The sequence below is a fragment of the Rhodopseudomonas sp. genome (assembly GCF_013377015.1).
In the GTDB taxonomy this organism is placed as follows: Bacteria; Pseudomonadota; Alphaproteobacteria; order Rhizobiales; family Xanthobacteraceae; genus JARJEH01.
On sequence record NZ_JACABA010000010.1, the window covers coordinates 22,026 to 39,412 of the forward strand.

20 protein-coding genes, 2 rRNA genes and 2 pseudogenes are annotated in these 17,387 nt (G+C 61.5%); 12 read left to right on the forward strand and 12 right to left on the reverse strand.

Going from position 1 to position 17,387, the window contains the following annotated elements; genetic code table 11:
• Positions 1 to 9 precede the first annotated feature (9 nt).
• The 3 genes and pseudogenes from HXX15_RS22765 (at position 10) to HXX15_RS22775 (ending at position 1,636) form a co-directional block, all read left to right on the forward strand.
• Entirely contained in the window at positions 10 to 807 is a 798-nt protein-coding gene (locus HXX15_RS22765; RefSeq protein WP_296519193.1) for a rhodanese-related sulfurtransferase, read from the forward strand.
• Entirely contained in the window at positions 800 to 1,015 is a 216-nt protein-coding gene (locus HXX15_RS22770) for a SlyX family protein (RefSeq protein WP_296519194.1), read from the forward strand. Before HXX15_RS22765 ends, HXX15_RS22770 begins: the two co-directional genes overlap by 8 nt.
• 85 nt (positions 1,016 to 1,100) lie before the next feature.
• Positions 1,101 to 1,636 (forward strand): annotated as a pseudogene (locus HXX15_RS22775) (methylated-DNA--[protein]-cysteine S-methyltransferase).
• 7 nt (positions 1,637 to 1,643) lie between these two features.
• Here the strand turns inward: HXX15_RS22775 and HXX15_RS22780 are convergent.
• From HXX15_RS22780 to HXX15_RS22790, 3 genes are all read right to left on the reverse strand, one after another.
• Complete coding sequence (locus HXX15_RS22780) at positions 1,644 to 2,255, reverse strand: glutathione S-transferase family protein (protein WP_296519195.1); 612 nt, start codon at positions 2,253 to 2,255, stop codon at positions 1,644 to 1,646.
• Between the two features lie 232 nt (positions 2,256 to 2,487).
• The gene (locus tag HXX15_RS22785) at positions 2,488 to 3,330 is read right to left on the reverse strand and encodes a fumarylacetoacetate hydrolase family protein (RefSeq protein WP_296519196.1); all 843 of its coding nucleotides are present in this window, start codon (positions 3,328 to 3,330) and stop codon (positions 2,488 to 2,490) included.
• 94 nt (positions 3,331 to 3,424) lie between these two features.
• Complete coding sequence (locus tag HXX15_RS22790; RefSeq protein WP_296519197.1) at positions 3,425 to 4,273, reverse strand: MBL fold metallo-hydrolase; 849 nt, start codon at positions 4,271 to 4,273, stop codon at positions 3,425 to 3,427.
• A 154-nt stretch (positions 4,274 to 4,427) separates the two neighbouring features.
• Here HXX15_RS22790 and HXX15_RS22795 point away from each other — a divergent pair, with 154 nt between their 5' ends.
• The 6 genes from HXX15_RS22795 to HXX15_RS22820 all read left to right on the forward strand — a co-directional run bounded on the left by HXX15_RS22795 (position 4,428) and on the right by HXX15_RS22820 (position 9,853).
• Entirely contained in the window at positions 4,428 to 4,841 is a 414-nt protein-coding gene (locus HXX15_RS22795) for a DUF3775 domain-containing protein (RefSeq protein WP_296519198.1), read from the forward strand.
• A gap of 375 nt (positions 4,842 to 5,216) precedes the next feature.
• Positions 5,217 to 5,885 carry a Crp/Fnr family transcriptional regulator gene (locus tag HXX15_RS22800; RefSeq protein WP_296519199.1) on the forward strand — a complete coding sequence of 223 codons (669 nt, stop codon included), beginning with the start codon at positions 5,217 to 5,219 and terminating at the stop codon, positions 5,883 to 5,885.
• Between the two features lie 240 nt (positions 5,886 to 6,125).
• Complete coding sequence (locus HXX15_RS22805; RefSeq protein ID WP_296519200.1) at positions 6,126 to 7,181, forward strand: sensor histidine kinase; 1,056 nt, start codon at positions 6,126 to 6,128, stop codon at positions 7,179 to 7,181.
• A 124-nt stretch (positions 7,182 to 7,305) separates the two neighbouring features.
• Positions 7,306 to 7,452, forward strand: coding sequence for a hypothetical protein (locus HXX15_RS22810; protein WP_296519201.1), 147 nt, complete (start codon positions 7,306 to 7,308; stop codon positions 7,450 to 7,452).
• Between the two features lie 100 nt (positions 7,453 to 7,552).
• Entirely contained in the window at positions 7,553 to 8,158 is a 606-nt protein-coding gene (locus HXX15_RS22815; RefSeq protein ID WP_296519202.1) for a nuclear transport factor 2 family protein, read from the forward strand.
• Positions 8,159 to 8,329: 171 nt separating this feature from the next.
• A complete protein-coding gene (locus HXX15_RS22820) occupies positions 8,330 to 9,853 on the forward strand; it encodes a class I adenylate-forming enzyme family protein (RefSeq protein WP_296519203.1) in 1,524 nt (507 codons plus the stop codon).
• 292 nt (positions 9,854 to 10,145) lie between these two features.
• Here HXX15_RS22820 and HXX15_RS22825 read toward each other — a convergent pair whose 3' ends face one another.
• The 5 genes and pseudogenes from HXX15_RS22825 to HXX15_RS22845 form a co-directional block, all read right to left on the reverse strand.
• Positions 10,146 to 10,952, reverse strand: coding sequence for an arylamine N-acetyltransferase (locus HXX15_RS22825; protein WP_296519204.1), 807 nt, complete (start codon positions 10,950 to 10,952; stop codon positions 10,146 to 10,148).
• Between the two features lie 122 nt (positions 10,953 to 11,074).
• Entirely contained in the window at positions 11,075 to 11,830 is a 756-nt protein-coding gene (locus HXX15_RS22830) for an alpha/beta hydrolase (protein WP_296519205.1), read from the reverse strand.
• A gap of 115 nt (positions 11,831 to 11,945) precedes the next feature.
• Complete coding sequence (locus HXX15_RS22835) at positions 11,946 to 12,176, reverse strand: hypothetical protein (protein WP_296519206.1); 231 nt, start codon at positions 12,174 to 12,176, stop codon at positions 11,946 to 11,948.
• A gap of 108 nt (positions 12,177 to 12,284) precedes the next feature.
• Positions 12,285 to 12,425, reverse strand: a pseudogene (locus HXX15_RS22840) (IS630 family transposase); the annotation flags it as partial.
• Between the two features lie 12 nt (positions 12,426 to 12,437).
• A complete protein-coding gene (locus HXX15_RS22845; protein ID WP_296519207.1) occupies positions 12,438 to 12,770 on the reverse strand; it encodes a GYD domain-containing protein in 333 nt (110 codons plus the stop codon).
• Positions 12,771 to 12,958: 188 nt separating this feature from the next.
• Between HXX15_RS22845 and HXX15_RS22850 the strand changes: the two genes are divergently transcribed.
• Positions 12,959 to 13,849, forward strand: a complete 891-nt coding sequence (locus HXX15_RS22850) for a hypothetical protein (RefSeq protein WP_296519208.1) — start codon at positions 12,959 to 12,961, stop codon at positions 13,847 to 13,849.
• A gap of 210 nt (positions 13,850 to 14,059) precedes the next feature.
• Here the strand turns inward: HXX15_RS22850 and HXX15_RS22855 are convergent, their stop codons facing one another.
• Positions 14,060 to 14,491 carry a cupin domain-containing protein gene (locus tag HXX15_RS22855; protein WP_296519209.1) on the reverse strand — a complete coding sequence of 144 codons (432 nt, stop codon included), beginning with the start codon at positions 14,489 to 14,491 and terminating at the stop codon, positions 14,060 to 14,062.
• 382 nt (positions 14,492 to 14,873) lie between these two features.
• On the opposite strand from HXX15_RS22855, the gene HXX15_RS22860 reads away from it, so the two are divergent.
• Entirely contained in the window at positions 14,874 to 15,182 is a 309-nt protein-coding gene (locus tag HXX15_RS22860) for a hypothetical protein (RefSeq protein ID WP_296519210.1), read from the forward strand.
• Positions 15,183 to 15,312: 130 nt separating this feature from the next.
• A complete protein-coding gene (locus HXX15_RS22865; RefSeq protein ID WP_296519211.1) occupies positions 15,313 to 15,681 on the forward strand; it encodes a hypothetical protein in 369 nt (122 codons plus the stop codon).
• 296 nt (positions 15,682 to 15,977) lie between these two features.
• On the opposite strand, the gene HXX15_RS22870 is transcribed toward HXX15_RS22865, so the two are convergent.
• The 3 genes from HXX15_RS22870 to HXX15_RS22880 all read right to left on the reverse strand — a co-directional run.
• Positions 15,978 to 16,559 (reverse strand): hypothetical protein, encoded by a 582-nt coding sequence (locus HXX15_RS22870; RefSeq protein ID WP_296519212.1) that lies wholly within the window; start codon positions 16,557 to 16,559, stop codon positions 15,978 to 15,980.
• A gap of 223 nt (positions 16,560 to 16,782) precedes the next feature.
• Positions 16,783 to 16,897: ribosomal RNA gene (gene rrf / locus HXX15_RS22875) — 5S ribosomal RNA — on the reverse strand.
• Positions 16,898 to 17,015: 118 nt separating this feature from the next.
• Positions 17,016 to 17,387, reverse strand: a 23S ribosomal RNA gene (locus tag HXX15_RS22880); the annotation flags it as partial.

Here is a 17,387-nt window from a genome sequence, read left to right on the forward strand (position 1 = left end):
ACCCCCGCCATGCTGAAGGTCGCCGCCCTCTACCAGTTCGCAGCGTTGCCGGATTTTGCGGAGCTGCGCGAACCCTTGCGTGCATTGTGCGCCAGCCTCAATCTCAAGGGCAGCGTGCTGCTGGCCGCGGAAGGCATCAACGGCACCGTGACCGGCAAACCGGACGCGATCGATGCGCTGATCGCCGAGCTGACGCAGGGCGACTTGTTCGGGGGCAGGCTCGACCGACTCGAGCTGAAATTCTCCGGCGCATCGGCGATGCCGTTCCTGCATCTCAAGGTCCGGCTGAAGCGGGAGATCGTCACCCTCGGCGCGCCGCAAGCCGATCCGACCCGGCAGGTCGGCATCTATGTGGCGCCGGCCGATTGGAACGCGCTGATCGCCGACGACGACATGCTGCTGCTCGACACCCGCAACGCGTTCGAAGTGGCTATGGGCACATTCGACGGCGCCGTCGATCCCGGCATCAAAAGCTTCGGCCAGTTCAAGGATTTCGTCGCCCGCGCGCTCGATCCTGCGACCCATCGCAAGATCGCGATGTTCTGCACCGGCGGAATTCGCTGCGAAAAGGCCAGCGCCTATCTGCTGTCTCGGGGGTTTTCCGAGGTCTATCACCTCAAGGGCGGCATCCTGAAATATCTCGAAACCGTGCCGGAGGCCGACAGCCGCTGGCGCGGCGACTGCTTCGTGTTCGACGGCCGCGTCGCGCTCGGCCACGGCCTGGTCGAGAGCACGGCGATCAAACCGGATCTCGCCATCAACTCCGAGGATTATGCCGCGCAGCAGGAGGCAGCCTGCCATGACTGACGCCAGCCGGCTGGCCGAGCGGATCGACGTGCTCGAAACCCGCCTGACCTATCAGGATGAGACCATCGACACGCTGAACAAGACCATCACCGCGCAGTGGAAGCAGATCGACGCGCTGACCCGCCAGCTCGCCGCGCTGAGCGAGCGGCTGCAGGAGGCCGAGGCCAACACCACCGGCCCGACCAACGAGCCGCCGCCGCATTATTAGAGCATGATCCCGAAAAGTGGATTCCGGTTTTCGGAAAAGATCATGCTCAATTAGACAGCCAGGTCGGATTCACCTCGGATTGACGATGACGCAACGCAGTTTCACGCTGTTCGACACCGCGATCGGCCGCTGCGGCATCGCCCACGCGGCGTCGTTGCCGTGCAACTGCCGCAGCCAAGCGAACAGCAGACCCGCGCGCGCATTCACCAGCAGCTCGGCGAGATCAAGGAGGCGGCGCCGCCGCCTGCGGTGCAGGCTGCGATCGACGGCATCGTGGCGCTGCTGCGCGGCGCGCCCGTCGATCTTTCCGCGGTCGTGCTCGACCTCGACCGCGTCCCGCCGTTCCGTCGCGGCGTCTATGAGATCGCGCGCACCATTCCGCCCGGCAATACGCTGAGCTATGGCGATATCGCCAAGCGGCTCGGCGGCGTCGAGCTGTCGCGCGACGTCGGCCAGGCGCTCGGTCGCAATCCGTACCCGATCATCGTGCCGTGCCACCGCGTGCTGGCGGCCGGCGGCAAGCCCGGCGGCTTTTCCGCCAATGGCGGCGTCACCACCAAGCTGAAGCTGCTGGCAATCGAGGGCGCGGCGGTGAACTACACACCGTCGTTGTTCGATTGAAACCGGCTTACGCCGGCGGCGGCACCGAGACCTTCACCGACGGCCGCTGCAACATCTTCTCGTGGAACGCATCGAGCTTCGGATAGGCCTTGCGCCAGCCGCAATCCGGAAAGCGGAAGTCGGCGTAGCCGAGCACGCAGACCAGCGCGATCTGGGCGATGTCGAGCGGCCCCGAAAGCGTATCAGCGTTGCGTTCGAATCGGGCCATGCCGTTCCAGGCCCGCGCCCAGTGATCGTCGTACCAGGCCTGCCACTGCAGCGGCTGCGGCCGCACCATCTTTTCGTAGCGGCACAGCAGCATCGAATCCAGCATGCCCTGCAGCATCGAATGATCGCTCTTGGCCCGCCAGCGCGACGCACCCGAGGCCGGGATCAACTTGCCGCCGGCCAGTTCGTCGAGATATTCGACGATCACGTAAGAATCGACGATCACCTCGCCGCTGTCGAGGATCAGCGCCGGCAGCCGCTTCAGCGGATTGATCTTAGAGTATTCGTCGTTCGGCTCGCCCGGCACCACCTTGGCTGCAACCAATTCGATCCGGTCGATCAGCCCGAGCTCGATCGCCACGATCCGCACCTTGCGGGCGAACGGCGATGACGGCGAGAAGGAGAGTTTCATGGGATTTCCTTGCGATCTGGCCGAAATCTTGGATGGAGTTTCTCAGCGATAGCTTTCGATGAGTCGTATCCTCACCGCGTCTTGGCCGGGCTTGTCCCGGCCATCCACGGTTTCAAGCATCGAGGCCGCTGGCTGGTGGATGCCCGGCACAAGGCCGGGCATGACACGGTGGGTTTCGTGCCTGACTTTCCAGTCGCGATTGCGGCATGGTTCGGAATCAGGCATGCGTCGCCTATGCCGCGACGATTTTCTGTTTCTGTTCGCCAAGGCCCTCGATGCCGAGGGTGACGACGTCGCCGACGTTGAGAAATTGCGGCGGCTTCATGCCCATGCCGACGCCGGGCGGCGTGCCGGTGGTGATGACGTCGCCGGGCAGCAGCGTCATCAGCTCGGACAGATAGGAGATGATCTTCGGCACGTTGAAGATCATGGTGGCGGTCGAGCCGGTCTGGCAGCGCTTGCCGTTGACGTCGAGCCACATCCCGAGCTTGTGGACGTCGGCGATCTCGTCCTTGGTCACCAGCCAGGGGCCGAGCGGGCCGAAGGTGTCGTGCGACTTGCCCTTGGTCCATTGCCCCAGCCGCTCCAGCTGAAACGCGCGCTCGGAGACGTCGTTGCAGACGCAATAGCCGGCGACGACATTCAGCGCGTCGGCCTCGCTGACGTATTTCGCCCGGCTGCCGATCACGATCGCCAGTTCGACTTCCCAGTCGAGCTTGGTCGAGCCGCGCGGCTTCTCGACGTCATCATTCGGGCCGCACAGCGAGCTGTTGGCCTTCATGAACACGATCGGCTCGGCCGGAATCGGCATCCCGGCCTCGGCGGCGTGGTCGGCATAGTTCAGACCGATGGCGATGAATTTCGGGGTGCCGCCGACCACCGGGCCTAGCCGCGGCTGGCCCGCGACCGCGGGCAGGCTGGCGGGATCGAGGCTGGCGAGTTTGGCCAGTTGCGCGGGCGCGAACGCCTCTCCGGCGAGGTCCTGACAATGCGCGGACAGATCGCGCAGCTGGCCAGAGCGATCAATCAGGCCGGGCCTTTCCTGACCGACCGCACCATATCGAACAAGCTTCATGATCGCGTTTCCCCTGTTGTTGTTGCTTGCCCAACTCATGGAACACCCGGCGGAGAATTTCAATCGGGGATGTCGCGCGCATGCGGCCCATGCTTCAGCGCGCTGCCACGAGCCGGAACGCGTCGCCGTCGCGCTGGATCCGGCCGGGGCCGAAATGTCCGCCGATCACCAGCGTCGGCGTATCGGCGAAGCGTGAGAACAGCATGCGCCGACTGTCGGCAGATTGCAGCGGATCGGAATCGACCGTCGATGACCAGTCCAGATGCGCCATCTGGCAGGGATGATGCGCGACGTCGCCCGACAGCAAAGCCTGTTCGCCGTCCGACTTGATGTGCAGGGCGACATGGCCGGGGCTGTGCCCCGGGGTCGGGATCAGGGTGATCTCGTCGGTGAGGGCGGCGTCGCTGGCGACCAGGTCGGCCTTGCCGGCATCGACGATCGGCTTGATCGAATCCGCGAACACCGCGGCGTGCTCGCCGTCGGTGCTGTGGGCCTTCCAGTAGTCGTATTCGGTCTTGCCGAACACATAGCGGGCATTGCCGAAGGTCGGCACCCATTCTCCGTCGACCAGCCTAGTGTTCCAGCCGACATGGTCGACATGCAGATGGGTGCAGATCACCATGTCGATACTGTCGGGGTGATAGCCCGCCGCCGCCATGTCGGCGAGAAACGGCTTGTTCAAACCATTCCAGGTCGGAACGCTGCGGCCCTGCTTGTCGTTGCCGATGCAGGTATCGACCACGATGCGGCGGGTCGGCGTTTCGACCACCAGAGCGTGGACCGACATGCGCAGCCGGCCTTCTTCGGTGGCGAAATCCGGGATCAGCCAGGGCTGCTTCCGGATTTCCTCGTTGGTCGCCTGGGGCAGGATGAACCTGGTGCTGCCTGTGGTTTCCATTTCGACGATTTTGCTGATCCTGACCTTGCCGATCGTCCAGACCATCCCAAGTTTCCCCCTAGTATTTCGACTTTTGCCGTGAACATGCTGGTTTCGCGCGGCCGGCGCAATGGACCATCTGGCCCGGTGGGGCGTTGGCCCGCGTCGCGCGGAACAGCCGTTCTTGAACGCAATATATTGTCCAATCGAGGAGAGCCCGATGCCAGAACTCGCTATTTCGACCGACAAGGTCGGCTTCCTGATCGAGAAAGCGCGCGAATTCGACGTCAAGGAGGGCGCCACTGACCTCGATTCGGGGTCGAACGGCGCCGACGACGACATGATCGACGTGCTGGAGGACGACGGCAGCGATCCAGTGGCACAGGAGATCGCGGGCTTCATCGCGGCGATGACCGAGGAAGAGCAGATCGACCTCGTCGCATTGATGCGGCTTGGCCGCGGCGACGCCGGCATCGAGGAATGGGAAGATCTCAAGCGTGAGGCGGCGGAGGGCCGCAATGGCCGCACCGCCAGCTATTTGCTCGGCGAACCGCTGCTCAGCGACTACCTCGCCGAAGGGCTCGACGCGTTCGGATTGACCTGGACCGGTGAGCGGATCACCCCGGTGGGGTAATCAGCGCGTGCAGCCGACGGCTGCGGTCATGGATACAGCGAGTATCACCGCGCGGCCTTGCGTGCGGCCGGGCGTTTGTTTCGCCGCCGCCGGGTTATTCAAGACCGCAGCTGCACCAAAACCAGGTAAGAATACGGGGTTTCTGGCGTCGATCAACCTCAGTCGAATCCCTGCTCGCCGAGAAGACATTTGCCCGCTCCGGCGATGGACTGATTCAGGGCATTAGCCGGTTACCACTATCACGCACGCGTTGCGGCAAAGGGTGAGGCATTTCGCGCACAACGAACTCCCAATTTCTTTGTAACTTTTCAAGCGTCGGGGGTATCGTGTAACGAATCTTGCCGGCTGCGACGCAGATCCGGGATGGAGAGTTCGATGAAGGTAGGAGCGGAGTTCGACCCCCGGAGCTTTCTCGCAAAGGTGGGGACGGGCAAGTCAATTCTGAAATTCAAGAAGGATCAGGTCGTCTTTGCCCAAGGCGATACGGCCGACTCTGTCTTCTACATCCAGGAAGGCAGGGTCAAGGTCGTGGTGCTGTCCGAACAGGGCAAGGAAGCGGTCGTCGGCATTCTCGAGCAAGGGCAATTCTTCGGCGAAGGGTGCCTCAATGGACATCAGGTTCGGATCTCGACCACGATCGCGATGCAGGACTGCGTGATCACATCGATCACCAGACCGGCGATGCTTGCCGCGCTTCACTCAGAGCCGGCCTTCGCCGACCTGTTCATGAAATACCTGCTGACGCGCAACAGCCGGATCGAGGAAGACCTGATCGATCAGTTGTTCAATTCCAGCGAGAAGCGGCTGGCGCGGCTGCTGCTGCTGCTGGCCAATTTCGGCAAGGACGGCAATCCACAGCCGATCGCGCCGCATATTAGCCAGGAAACCCTGGCCGAGATGATCGGCACTACAAGGTCGCGGGTCAGCTTTTTCATGAACAAGTTCCGGAAATTGGGGCTGATTGACTACAATGGAAAGATCCAGGTCCACCGCTCGCTCCTGAACGCGGTGTTGTACGACCGACCCGAAATATCGCGTGATTAGATCGCGCTCGCCAAGAAATTGCGTCGGCTTTCGGAAATGATCCTGCTCTAGGTTTCGGTGCGGCGGCTGCTACCTACTAGGTAGTCAGAACCAAGCGCGGCCGGTGTTCAATTTGATACGGACAGCGGCGCCGGTCCGCGCATAGCTTTTTCAAGGTGATTCGTAACAATACTGGCTTGCAGTGACAGCCGCCACGCGGGTGAAGCCAAGAGCCTTGAAGCAAGAGCGTTGGGTGGAACTATGCCGTCCGCAATCCGGCTGACCGAGGAACGCCAACCGACGCTGGCCGACGCCATCGTGGAAACGGTCCGCGAACCGATGGTGGTCTTGAATCGCGAGCTACGCGTGGTCGCCGCAAGCCGGTCGTTCTATCAGACCTTCACGGTCAGTCCCCCGGACACCAAGGGCAAACTATTCTACGAGCTCGGCGGCGGCGACTGGGACATTCCCGAACTGCGCCAGTTGCTGGGAAAGATCCTGCCCGAGCGCGGCGCCATCGAGAATTGCGAGGTCGAACACGATTTCCGCGCCATCGGGCGCCGCACCATGCGGCTGAATGCCCGGCATCTGGTTTATGCCAGAGGCGCGCGAACCAACATCCTGCTCGGGATCGAAGACCTGACACGAGAGCGGAGCCGGCAGCGGGCGCAGGACGAGATGCTGCAGCAGAAGGATATTCTGCTGAGCGAGATCCAGCACCGGATCGGCAACAGCCTGCAGATCATCGCCAATATCATGCTGGTAAAGGCGTTGAGCGTGACCTCGGAGGAAACCCGCCGTGCGCTGACCGACGCGCATGACCGGGTGATTTCGATCGCGGCCGTGCAGCACTGCTTGCACGCCTTCGCGCCCGGCGGGAGCATCGAACTCGCCGGTTATCTCGGCGAACTCTGCGAGGCGATGTCGCAGGCCGTGATCCGCGATCGCCGTTCGATCGCGATCGAGGTCATCGGTGACAACGCCAGAGTCTCCTGCACCGTGGCCGAGAGTCTCGGCCTGATCGTCGCCGAACTGGTGATCAATGCGCTCAAATATGCGTTCGACGACACCACCAGCAGCGGCCGGATCCGCGTTTGCTACACCGCCAATGGCGACGACTGGAGCCTCACGGTGGCCGACAACGGCGTCGGTCAGCCGGAGTCGGACGCCCCGGTCACCGCGGGGCTCGGGACCGGGATCATCCGGGCCTTGGCGGAGCGGCTCGGGGCACGGGTCTCCACCATGAGGAAAGCCGGGGGCACCGCGATCGCGATCACCCATGCGGCCGCGGGCGGCAATGAAGCCGCGGGCGCATGAGCCGCCGCGGGTCGATGGTTAATCCGTGGTGACGCGGCGAGCGCGCATTTGAGCCGAGACGCGAGCGGGCTTTTAGGTTTCGCTGTGTATCGTTCCCTTCAATAACAAGAATGGGGGGATGGACATGAGCAAGCGAACCACTACGCCAACCAGAAATCAGGTTGCCGTCTGGGCCGAACGAAAACGCGATTTTCTGATGATCTCGGCATTCGGGATGTGGGCCACGATCCTCGGCCTGTCGCCGGTGGTTCTGTTCCGGGCGCTGAGCTGAAGCGCAACGGCGCCGGCGCTTCGCCTTCGCGCACTCGCCCTGTGCAGCGCAGCCTGTATAGTGGCGCCTCGCGCAACCAGCGCCGATGCGGAAACAATCCATGGATGCAGCGTTAGGGGACCGGTTCGCGATCCGCGAGCTGATTGAGAACTGGGCGGTCTGGCGCGACGCCGGCGACTGGGAGCGGTTTCGCTCGGTCTGGTTCGACGACGGCCGGATGATGGCGACCTGGACCCAGGGCAGCGCCGACGAATTCATCGCCATGAGCAAGCAGGGCTGGGCCAAGGGCGTCTCGATCCTGCATTTCCTCGGCGGCCAGTCGATCGATCTGGCCGGCAATCGCGCCATCTCGCAGACCAAGATGACGATCGCACAGCGCGGCGTGGTGCACGACGTCGTCGCCGATGTGGTCTGCACCGGACGGTTCTACGATTTTCTCGAAAGACGCGACGGCCGCTGGGGTTTCGTGCTGCGACAGCCGATCTATGAGAAGGACCGGATCGATCCGGTCGATCCCGCAGCAAGGCTGACGTTGGACGCCACGCTGCTGGCGAAATTTCCCGAGGGCTATCGTCACCTCGCCTATCTGCAGAGCCAGATCGGCTACCAGATCAAACTGGACATGCCGGGGTTGAAGGGCGCCGCGGTCGAGCGGCTCTACGCCAGCGGCGCGAAGTGGCTGGCGGGCGAAACGCTGGACCGCTGATCGCTGCGCAGGCAACAGGCGAAGGCTGGCACCCTCCTCACCACGTCATGCCCGGGCTTGTCCCGACCATGACGGGTTGAGAGACTTCCTGAAATATTGGAGAGTGTCGAAGGTCATCCGTCGTGATTTCATCACGACGGAACGCAACAAAAAGAAACTCGGGAGAACCACATGCCGGACTTCATCAGCCTTCCCGCGCTGGTCGCGCAAACCGCGGCCAAGGCGCCGCAGCGGATCGCGGTGATCGATGGCGAGCGCCAGCTCAATTACGCGCAGCTCAACGAATTGATCGATCGCGTCGCGGCCTCGCTGCAAGCCCATGGCCTGGTGCCGCGCGACGTGATTTCGATCTGCGCGCTGTCCTCCATAGAATATGTCGCGACGTTCCTCGGCGCGCTACGCGCTGGCGTCGCGGTGGCGCCGTTGGCGCCGTCATCGACGCCGCAGGATTTCGCCGCGATGGTGAAGGATTCCGGCGCGAAAATCCTGTTCATGGACGCCACCACCGCCGCGGCGATGGGCGAGGCCGCCGCGGCGCCGTTGCAGGTCTCGCTCGACGATGGCGGCTGGGGCCGGCCGTTCAGCGCCTGGTGCGCCGATCCCGGCAGCAAGCCCGCGCCGGTCACAATCGACCCGGACTGGGTGTTCAACATCATCTATTCCTCCGGCACCACCGGCACGCCGAAAGGCATCGTGCATTCGCACTATCTGCGCTGGCGGCAATATGGCCAGATGGACCCGCTCGGCTACGGCCCTGCCGCGGTCACCGTGCTGTCGACGCCGCTCTATTCGAACACCACGCTGGTCTGTTTCAACCCGACCATGGCGGGCGGCGGCACTGTGGTGCTGATGAAGAAATTCGATGCCCGCGGCTTGCTCGAACTCAGCGAAAAGCACCGCGCCACCCATGCGATGCTGGTGCCGGTGCAATATCGCCGGATCATGGCGCTGCCGGATTTCGACCGCTTCGATCTGTCGTCCTACCAGATGAAATTCTGCACCTCGGCGCCGTTCGCCGCCGAGCTTAAGGCCGATATCCTCAAGCGCTGGCCCGGCGGGCTGACCGAATTCTACGGCATGACCGAGGGCGGCGGCTCCTGCGCGCTGCTGGCGCATGAGCATCCCGACAAGCTGCACACCGTCGGCCAGCCGATGCCCGACCACGAGGTGCGGCTGATCGACGAGGACGGCAAGCCGGTCGCCACCGGCGAGATCGGCGAAATCGTCGGCCGCTCGCCGGTGGTCATGCAGGGCTATCTGAACCAGCCGCAGAAGACCGCCGAGACGTTCTGGCACGACGAAAACGGCACCCGCTTCGTGCGCACCGGCGACATCGGCCGGTTCGACGCCGACGGCTTTCTCACCCTGATGGACCGCAAGAAGGACATGATCATCTCCGGCGGCTTCAACATCTATCCGAGCGACATCGAAAGCGTGGTCAGCGAGCATGCCGACGTGGTCGAAGTCGCGGTGGTCGGGATGCCGTCGGAGGACTGGGGCGAGACCCCGGTGGCGTTCGTGGTGAGCAAGCCCGACGCCGCGATCGATCCCGCAGCGCTGAAGGCCTGGACCAACAGCCGGGTCGGCAAGACCCAGCGCCTAGCCGACGTGGTGGTCGTCGATGCATTGCCGCGCAGCGCGATCGGCAAGGTGCTGAAGCGCGAATTACGCGACCAGCATGTCAAGGCTCTCTGATCCGCCAGCCGTCGCCGAGAAGCAAACGCCGCCCCGATTCGGGGCGGCGTAGATGACCGGACGTTGCGGCAGGAGCGGCTATTCGCCTTCTTCCGACAGCGCTTCGTTGAGCATCGCGTAATATCTCGCCACCAGATCGGTGCGGTCATCTTGACGTCAGGTTCGGCGTCGGGCTTGTCGCCGAGCTTCGCCGTGACGGCGTTCAGGCCTGGAGCGCCCGGGCGACCCGTTCCCGCAAGCTAAGAGAAATCCCCGCATGGCCGACTCGGACATGACTATTCATCACAATTTTTCACTGCCAGCCAGGTACCCCGTCCACACGCATTGTCTCAAGTTCGGGCAGATCGAAGCCGAAGTGCCGTGCGACGAGCAAACGAAGGGCTTTGCGATCCGCCAACTGCGAGGCTTCGGCAACGCCGTTGCGCATAACGAGGACGCCTTGGTTCATGACGTTGACGCGGCCTTCTCCGGTTACGGCGCTCGCGAGGATGTTGTGGGTGAAGAAGGAAGCCGGGTGCGTGGCGATGTAGTGGTTCATCATCTCGAAATCGACAGGGTATTCCTCCTCCATGGTTGAAACCCAGCCGCGAATCTCTTCGCCGTCGCGGGTGACGTAGAGAAACCAATCACTACCTTCGCGGACGAGTCGGTGTGACGGGGCATTGGTCGGGACCGGAGTGCCGTCGATCGGGATAGGTTGGGGACAGGCGAATGGGCCAAAGCCGGGATCGATCACGTAGGTAACGCCGCCGGTCGTGACTGTGAGGAACATGTGTTGGCGTACACTCGCGTTGCGCGGTTCGAATATGAGGACACGCGAGGCGTGTCTCATTGGGGCGAAGCCGATTGCCTCGAGTGCGGCGTGCATCAGGCTTGCGTGCTCGAAGCAATAGCCGCCACGACCGGCGGCAACGATCTTGGATTGCAGACCTTCCAGATCAAGGCGAATTGGGTGACCGAGAAGGACGTCGAAGCTTTCGAATGGGATGTTGAAGATATGGTTGCGCAGGATGGCGGCGAGGGTATCGTAGGTTGGAGTACGGGAGCCATAATAGTTGATGCGTGCCAGGTAAGCATCGAGGTCCAGAGGCTGCGCCATCTTGGGTTGGCTCCTTCCATTGGTAAGGTGTCATCGCGCATAGTGACGATAGTGTCTTGCTGTGGAAACTGCCTTGCCTACACAGCATTGACTGACAGCGCTCAACCAGTGCATGCATCAAATCAAGCTCGCAGGAACGCCTCAATAGAGGTTGCAAGCGCCACCGGTGTCTCGTTCATCGGATAGTGTCCCGCATTGGGCATCACTTCAAGGCTCGCGTTCGGATACCAGGAGAGATACGTCGCCTTCATCACATCTGCTGTCAGAGCGCCGTCGTTAGCCCCAACGATGACCTTGACCGGCAGGGTCTTACCCATAATCTCGGTATGAAAATCGGTCTTCGCCCATGCCTGCAAGTAGCCGGCGAACGCCTCGCGGGTCGAGGTCTCCTCCGAGTAGCGTGCAATGTGATCAATCCAAGCCTTCGAGAGCCGATTGCCGGTGGAGAAATCGATGATCATGCGGCGGTTGTCACGGCTCGTCGATGCACCGCTGAACAGTTGCCAAGTCTGCTCGTCAAAGGGAACGCCTGAAGCCGGCACCGGCGTTATCGCAACCAGCTTTCGTACTCGCGCAGACGCGTCAGCAAGAATGCGCTGCACCGCCATGCCGCCCATGGAGTGGCCGATCAGGCTGAATTCCGCCCAGCCGAGCGTGTCGGCTACCTCCAAAACGTCGGCTGCAATCTCCTTCATGGTATAGGAGCCGCTGATTTGGCGGGATATCCCGTAACCGCGATATGCGACGCTGACATAGGTAAAATCGTTCAAGGACAGCGCTTCGCTCAAGGGCTGAAATGTTGTGTGGTCACCGAACCATCCATGCAGCGCGAGCACCCTGTGCGCGCCATCGCCCATCGTCTCGTAACCTATAGCCATTGAAACGTCTCCCCACCTCAGATTGCGCGAGTGTAACCGTCTAAACTCGACGTCCGGAAGACATCAAGGAGCGTGTGCCACCAATTATTTGAGCGCCACGAATGTCGCAGTTGGGTCAAAAGCGCCAGCCTGGCAGTCGGCCCGCCACTTCCGGTCCACCCCGACCAACGGAGATTCTCAGACGGTCGCGGCTGGTCCGGTTCGTGCCGAACACCTCGAACATCGCCAAACCTATTTCCGGCGGGAAGTTGTGAGCCATGCCGATCGCCTTGAAGGCTGCATAGCAGATAGTTCCGCAGGCAGCGGCGTCTGCCGCCGTGCCCGGACGAAGAACGATGTCCCTCATCTGTTGTCCTCTCACTAGCGTCGCAATCGTGAGCCCCGTCCCACCGCAACTCAATGGCTACAAGGAAAGAGGCTGATCTACGATGTCGGGATGTAATGCCGACGCCCCTCATGCGCGACCGATATGAGACCATCGGCGCATTCCGATAGACGCGATCGTTTTGGGCTGAGCGACGAGGCGGCGACACGCCTCGCCGGCGGCATCGATGATGTCGTCGTAGGCGTCGAAGACGCGATTCGACAGCCAGTTGCCGCATCGAATTCAGCTCGCGGGACGATACGTTCCGGCCAAGGTCGTTACCTTCTTGAGTGCCGTCACTCCCTGCTCGCCCGTCATCAGCGGCGTTGTCTTGGCCGACTTGATCCCACCGCCTGCCGCGACTGCAAGTGCAATGGCAGCCATGCTCTCGATGTCCGGCAAGTCGGCGATCATGACGGCGTCGTATTCTCCCATGCAAAGCCAGCCGCCGATAAATTTGCCGCCAGCCGCCTCTGTCGTCGCCCGGCCGACCTGCTCGACCCGACTCTGCGGGTTCTTGATCTGCGCAGCCCATGATTCTGACGTGTATGAAAATTGATACATGTACAACGCCATTTCAGTCTCCGTTGATGGTTTGCTAACAAGTGGCCGGCCGGCCGCGATGGCCGCCAACCTCGCACCTAGGCCTGCAGCGCCCGGGCGACCCGCTCCCGCAAGCTAAAAGAAATCGCGGCATGGCTTACGGAAAACATTGCGTAGATTGCTTCAGGCTAATAGTTTTTCCTGATCGGGGAGGGGTGGCGGTGGAACAGGACGAACTTGAGCGCCTTGTCGGTGCCCCATTGCGGTTGGGATTCGATGAGATATTGAACCATCCCCGCCTGCCGGAAGCGCGTCACGCTTATCTTGGGAGCTTCCTTGACCTGTACCAGGGCGATCCTTTCATGGTTCGTCTGCTGCTTCAGGCCGGGCGTTTCTTCGTCTTTCACTGCGTCGCGGTTCTCGAGGCGGCGCAGGATCCGTCCAGACGCGAGACCTGGTTCACGGTGGCTGCGCTTAAGCGGCAGTTGGCCATTTTCGGCTACGCCAGCGACCGGCAAGTGGATCATCTCGTCGCGCGGCTGCAGGAGGTCGGATTCCTGGAGCAGCGTCGCGCCGCCGACGACGGCCGCGTCCGGCTGCTCGCCTCCACGCCGAAGCTGCGCGATCATCACGCGGAGTGGCTAGCAACGCACTCCATCCCGCTTGCGATGCTATTCCCCCTCCATGATTACGGCCCGGTGCTGTCGCGCAATCGCGAGTTTCACGCGCTCCACTGCAGCACATCCTTGCCGTTCAACGCCGTGGCCGCCCGCCTCATGATGACGCTGCCGGACACCCTGCTTTTTTTCACGCACGCCGCGGGACCGCTGATCCAGAATGCGGTGCTGCGGGCCGCGATGGATTCGGCCGATCCCAACGCCGCGATCCCCTATGTCGAAGCAGCCGACCGGTTCGGCGTCTCCCGCACCCATGTCCGCAATCTGATGAAGGATGCGGAATCGGCGGGACTGGTCAGGATCACCGGGAAGGGCGGTCATAGCATCCTGATCTTGCCGCGGTTCTGGTCCAGCTACGATCGCGGTCTGGCGCTCGGGATGTACCTTCACGACGCCGTCCACATCGTCGCGATGCAGCGATGGTCCAAGAACTGAACCAATGGCGGCACGACCACCGGACTTGATCGCACAATGACTGCCGGTTATTCGATTTGGGGCGTGAACATAAGCGACCGTCGCTGGGCTGCAACGTCCGTTGTACACGTAATAGCGACCATACCTTTTACGGCGCAGCGAATGCAGATGTGCCAATCACGTCCGACGCACCCTAGGAACTTGCTTTTTCTTGGGGCATGTATTGCGCGCTCATGACATCGCCCCCAGTCGTTCGGCGAGGTGCTTGTCGAGCTCAGGCAGCAGCACAATGCCGTCCTGATCGCTGCCTGAGGAATGTACGACGATCCACGTGCAAGGCGCACCGCTCTCGTTGCACGGTACGTGCGGCAGGTCGACGGGAACGAAAACCTGATCCCCCGTATGTACTAATACGCGGTGCTCCAGATGATCGCCGTAGTAGATCGCGCATTCGCCGACGAGCATATAGGCAATGGTCTCGATACCCTCATGGTAGTGCGCCTTTGCACGGATGCCGGGCGGCATCGGCAAGACGTTCATGCAGATACGCTTCGCGCCGACCGTTTCGGCAGACGCGCCCGCGCCGTAGGTGAAGCCCTGCTTACCGACATAGGTCTGACCCGGCTTTATCACCGTCACGCGGTCCGTTGCTGATGCGGACATTACGACCTCCCGTCTGATCCAGATCGCCCATATTATGGATAGATCGCCAGAGGACAATGGCGAACGTCTGGTCGATGTCCGCTTCGGGTCAAACGCTACAGGTTAGGTTCAGTCACAGCGCGGGACGAGGCTCGCCGCGACGTGAAAGCCGAACTAATTCAAATATCCTAGCGAAAGGCTCATGCTCTTCGGCCTCAATAACCGAGGGGTGTCGCTGCTGGTGCGCGACGCCGGGCCGCGTCTGGTTTTCCCGCCGAGACGAGATGTGCGCAAAGTTTTCCAAGCGCTCCGCGCCCATCAAGGACTATTCTGCCGTCACGTTCGGGCGCGCATGCTTGCGAATAGCCCACCTGTCCTTCTCGACTGGTTCAGAGAGACTTTCATGGCCAAAACGACCACCGACGCCGCCGGTCCCGGCCGGCTCCAGCGCTCTGCACTCGTCGGCTATTCGCTGCTGCTTGCAGCGCTGGTTGCCTGTGGGATGTACGTGTTTTTCATCTCCGGCCCCGTGATGCGTCAGGCCGCACACGAATATCTCGTACGGATCATAGCCGAGGAGGATCGCCAATTCTGTGAGACGTTCGGTATCCGCGCGGCGAGCGCTGCATTTACTACTTGCAGCGACGAGTTGGCGATCATCCGCCGAAAGCAGCTCGATCGCGATAACGCGGCTGCGCAAGGCATTCTGTAGCGACCTCGGGTCGATGCGGGGCGCCGAGGCATCCTTTCGGGTTTCATCACTCATACATGACCTGACACGCGATCTCCGTGCTTCTTCCAATGGTTCTTCTCTGAAACAGCTTAAGCAAGGGAATGTGACGATGATTCAACGTACAGTGCTTGGTTTGAGCGTCGCGATGATTTGGATCGTATCAGCCGCCGCCCAACAGTCCGCCCCATCTTATCAGGCCGACCCAACGGTCTATAAGGTCATATTTGAAGATCAGAACTTCAGGGTGATCGCCAGCACCTGGAAGAAAGGCACAACCGACAAGCCACATTCGCACTCCATCCCCTTCGTTATTTATCCGCTCACCGATTGCACCTTGCGACTTCATAATCCGGACGGCACAACGCGCGAAAACAAGAGCCTGGCCGGAACGCCATTTTCGGGAACAACCGTATCCTCGCACAGTGCAGAAAATATCAGCGAGTCGGATTGTCAGGCCATTTTAGTCGAGCGCAAGTAGGTCGTCCCAAAACGGCGGTACGCTAAAGGACGCCCCATCATTCAAATCAAGGCGACCCGGCCGGGCAGCTGCGTCTCGTAGACCTCGCCAACTATTACGAGGATCCCTCATAAGGAAGCTATTGGCGGTTGTGCGGCCAGCCAATCGACTGCCGTGCGCCTACAGAACACAGACCTCAGAGCAATTGAGCGAGAGCGAACCGATCACGGGCGTGCTGACGTACGCGCAAAAAAATGCCGCCCCGAAGCGAAGGGGGCGGCATGCGAATCGTTCGGATGGCTGCGACGAAGCGCGGGCTATTCGCCTTCTTCCGTCAGCGCGTCGTTGAGCTTGTCGTAATATTTCGCCACCAGGTCGATGTTGCCCTTGTTCTGGACAGCGGGGGCCGGCGACTTCAGCGCTTCGTTGAGGTCGTCGAGGGTCGCCTTCTTGTCCTCTGCCGACATCTTCTTGTCGGCCTGCACGGCGGCGATTTGTGCCTTGATCACACCCTCGGCGCCGACATACTTCTTGGTGCTCGGATCGAACTCGCCGAGCACTAGGCTGATGTTCTCGATCACCAGATTATAATCGTCGTAGTTGGCGAAGCCGTGCTTCTTGGCGATGCCGTCGAGCTGCGCCGTCATCTTGGCATCCGGCTCGGCGTCGGGCTTGTCGGCCAGTTTCGCGGTGACAGCATCGATCTCGGTGTGCGCCGCGAGCACGCCCTGGATCTGGCTTTCCGTCAGCGCGATCTGCTTCATCGCCGGCTCCGCGGCGGCGGCTGGCGCGGTCTGCTTAGCCTGCGCGAACGCGCCCGAGCTGGACATCAGCGCGACCGAGACCGCGAGACAACCGACGCTCAGAAGTGCGGCGACAGGTCGAATGAATTGACGCATGGGGATTTCCTCGGCTGCGGGCTGACGATGGCTCGGCCAGTCCCGTTGGTGACAGGATTCGATCGGGAAAATGATTCTGGCGGCTGAATGAGGCTGAAAAACAGCAGTTCCATTGAGCCATCAAGTCAGCGCCGATTCAAACAAAAAGAAACGCCGCGTCCCGAAGGATGCGGCGTTTTGTTTGATCGTGAAATCGTATGTGAGGAATCTTTGTCCTTGGCAGGCCTGGCAGCGACCTACTCTCCCAGGGCTTAAGCCATAGTACCATTGGCGCTGAGGAGTTTAACGGCCGTGTTCGGGATGGGAACGGGTTCAAGCTCCTCGCTATAACCACCAGGCCGGCGAAGGACAAAGAACGAAGCAAGCTGTTTGGTCTTTCAACTCTGTCCGGCGCTTTCGCGCGGGGATCAGAGGGTCTCATCTGTCATCCTGAAAGGATGGACATTGAAAATGAGAGCAATCAAGCCAATCGAACGATTAGTACCGGTAAGCTACATGCGTTGCCGCACTTCCACACCCGGCCTATCAACGTGGTGGTCTACCACGGTTCTCAAGGGAATACTCGTTTTGAGGTGGGTTTCCCGCTTAGATGCTTTCAGCGGTTATCCCGTCCGTACATAGCTATGCAGCACTGCCGTTGGCACGACAACTGCTCCACCAGAGGTACGTTCATCCCGGTCCTCTCGTACTAGGGACAAATCCTCTCAATATTCCAACACCCACGGCAGATAGGGACCGAACTGTCTCACGACGTTCTGAACCCAGCTCACGTACCACTTTAATCGGCGAACAGCCGAACCCTTGGGACCTTCTCCAGCCCCAGGATGT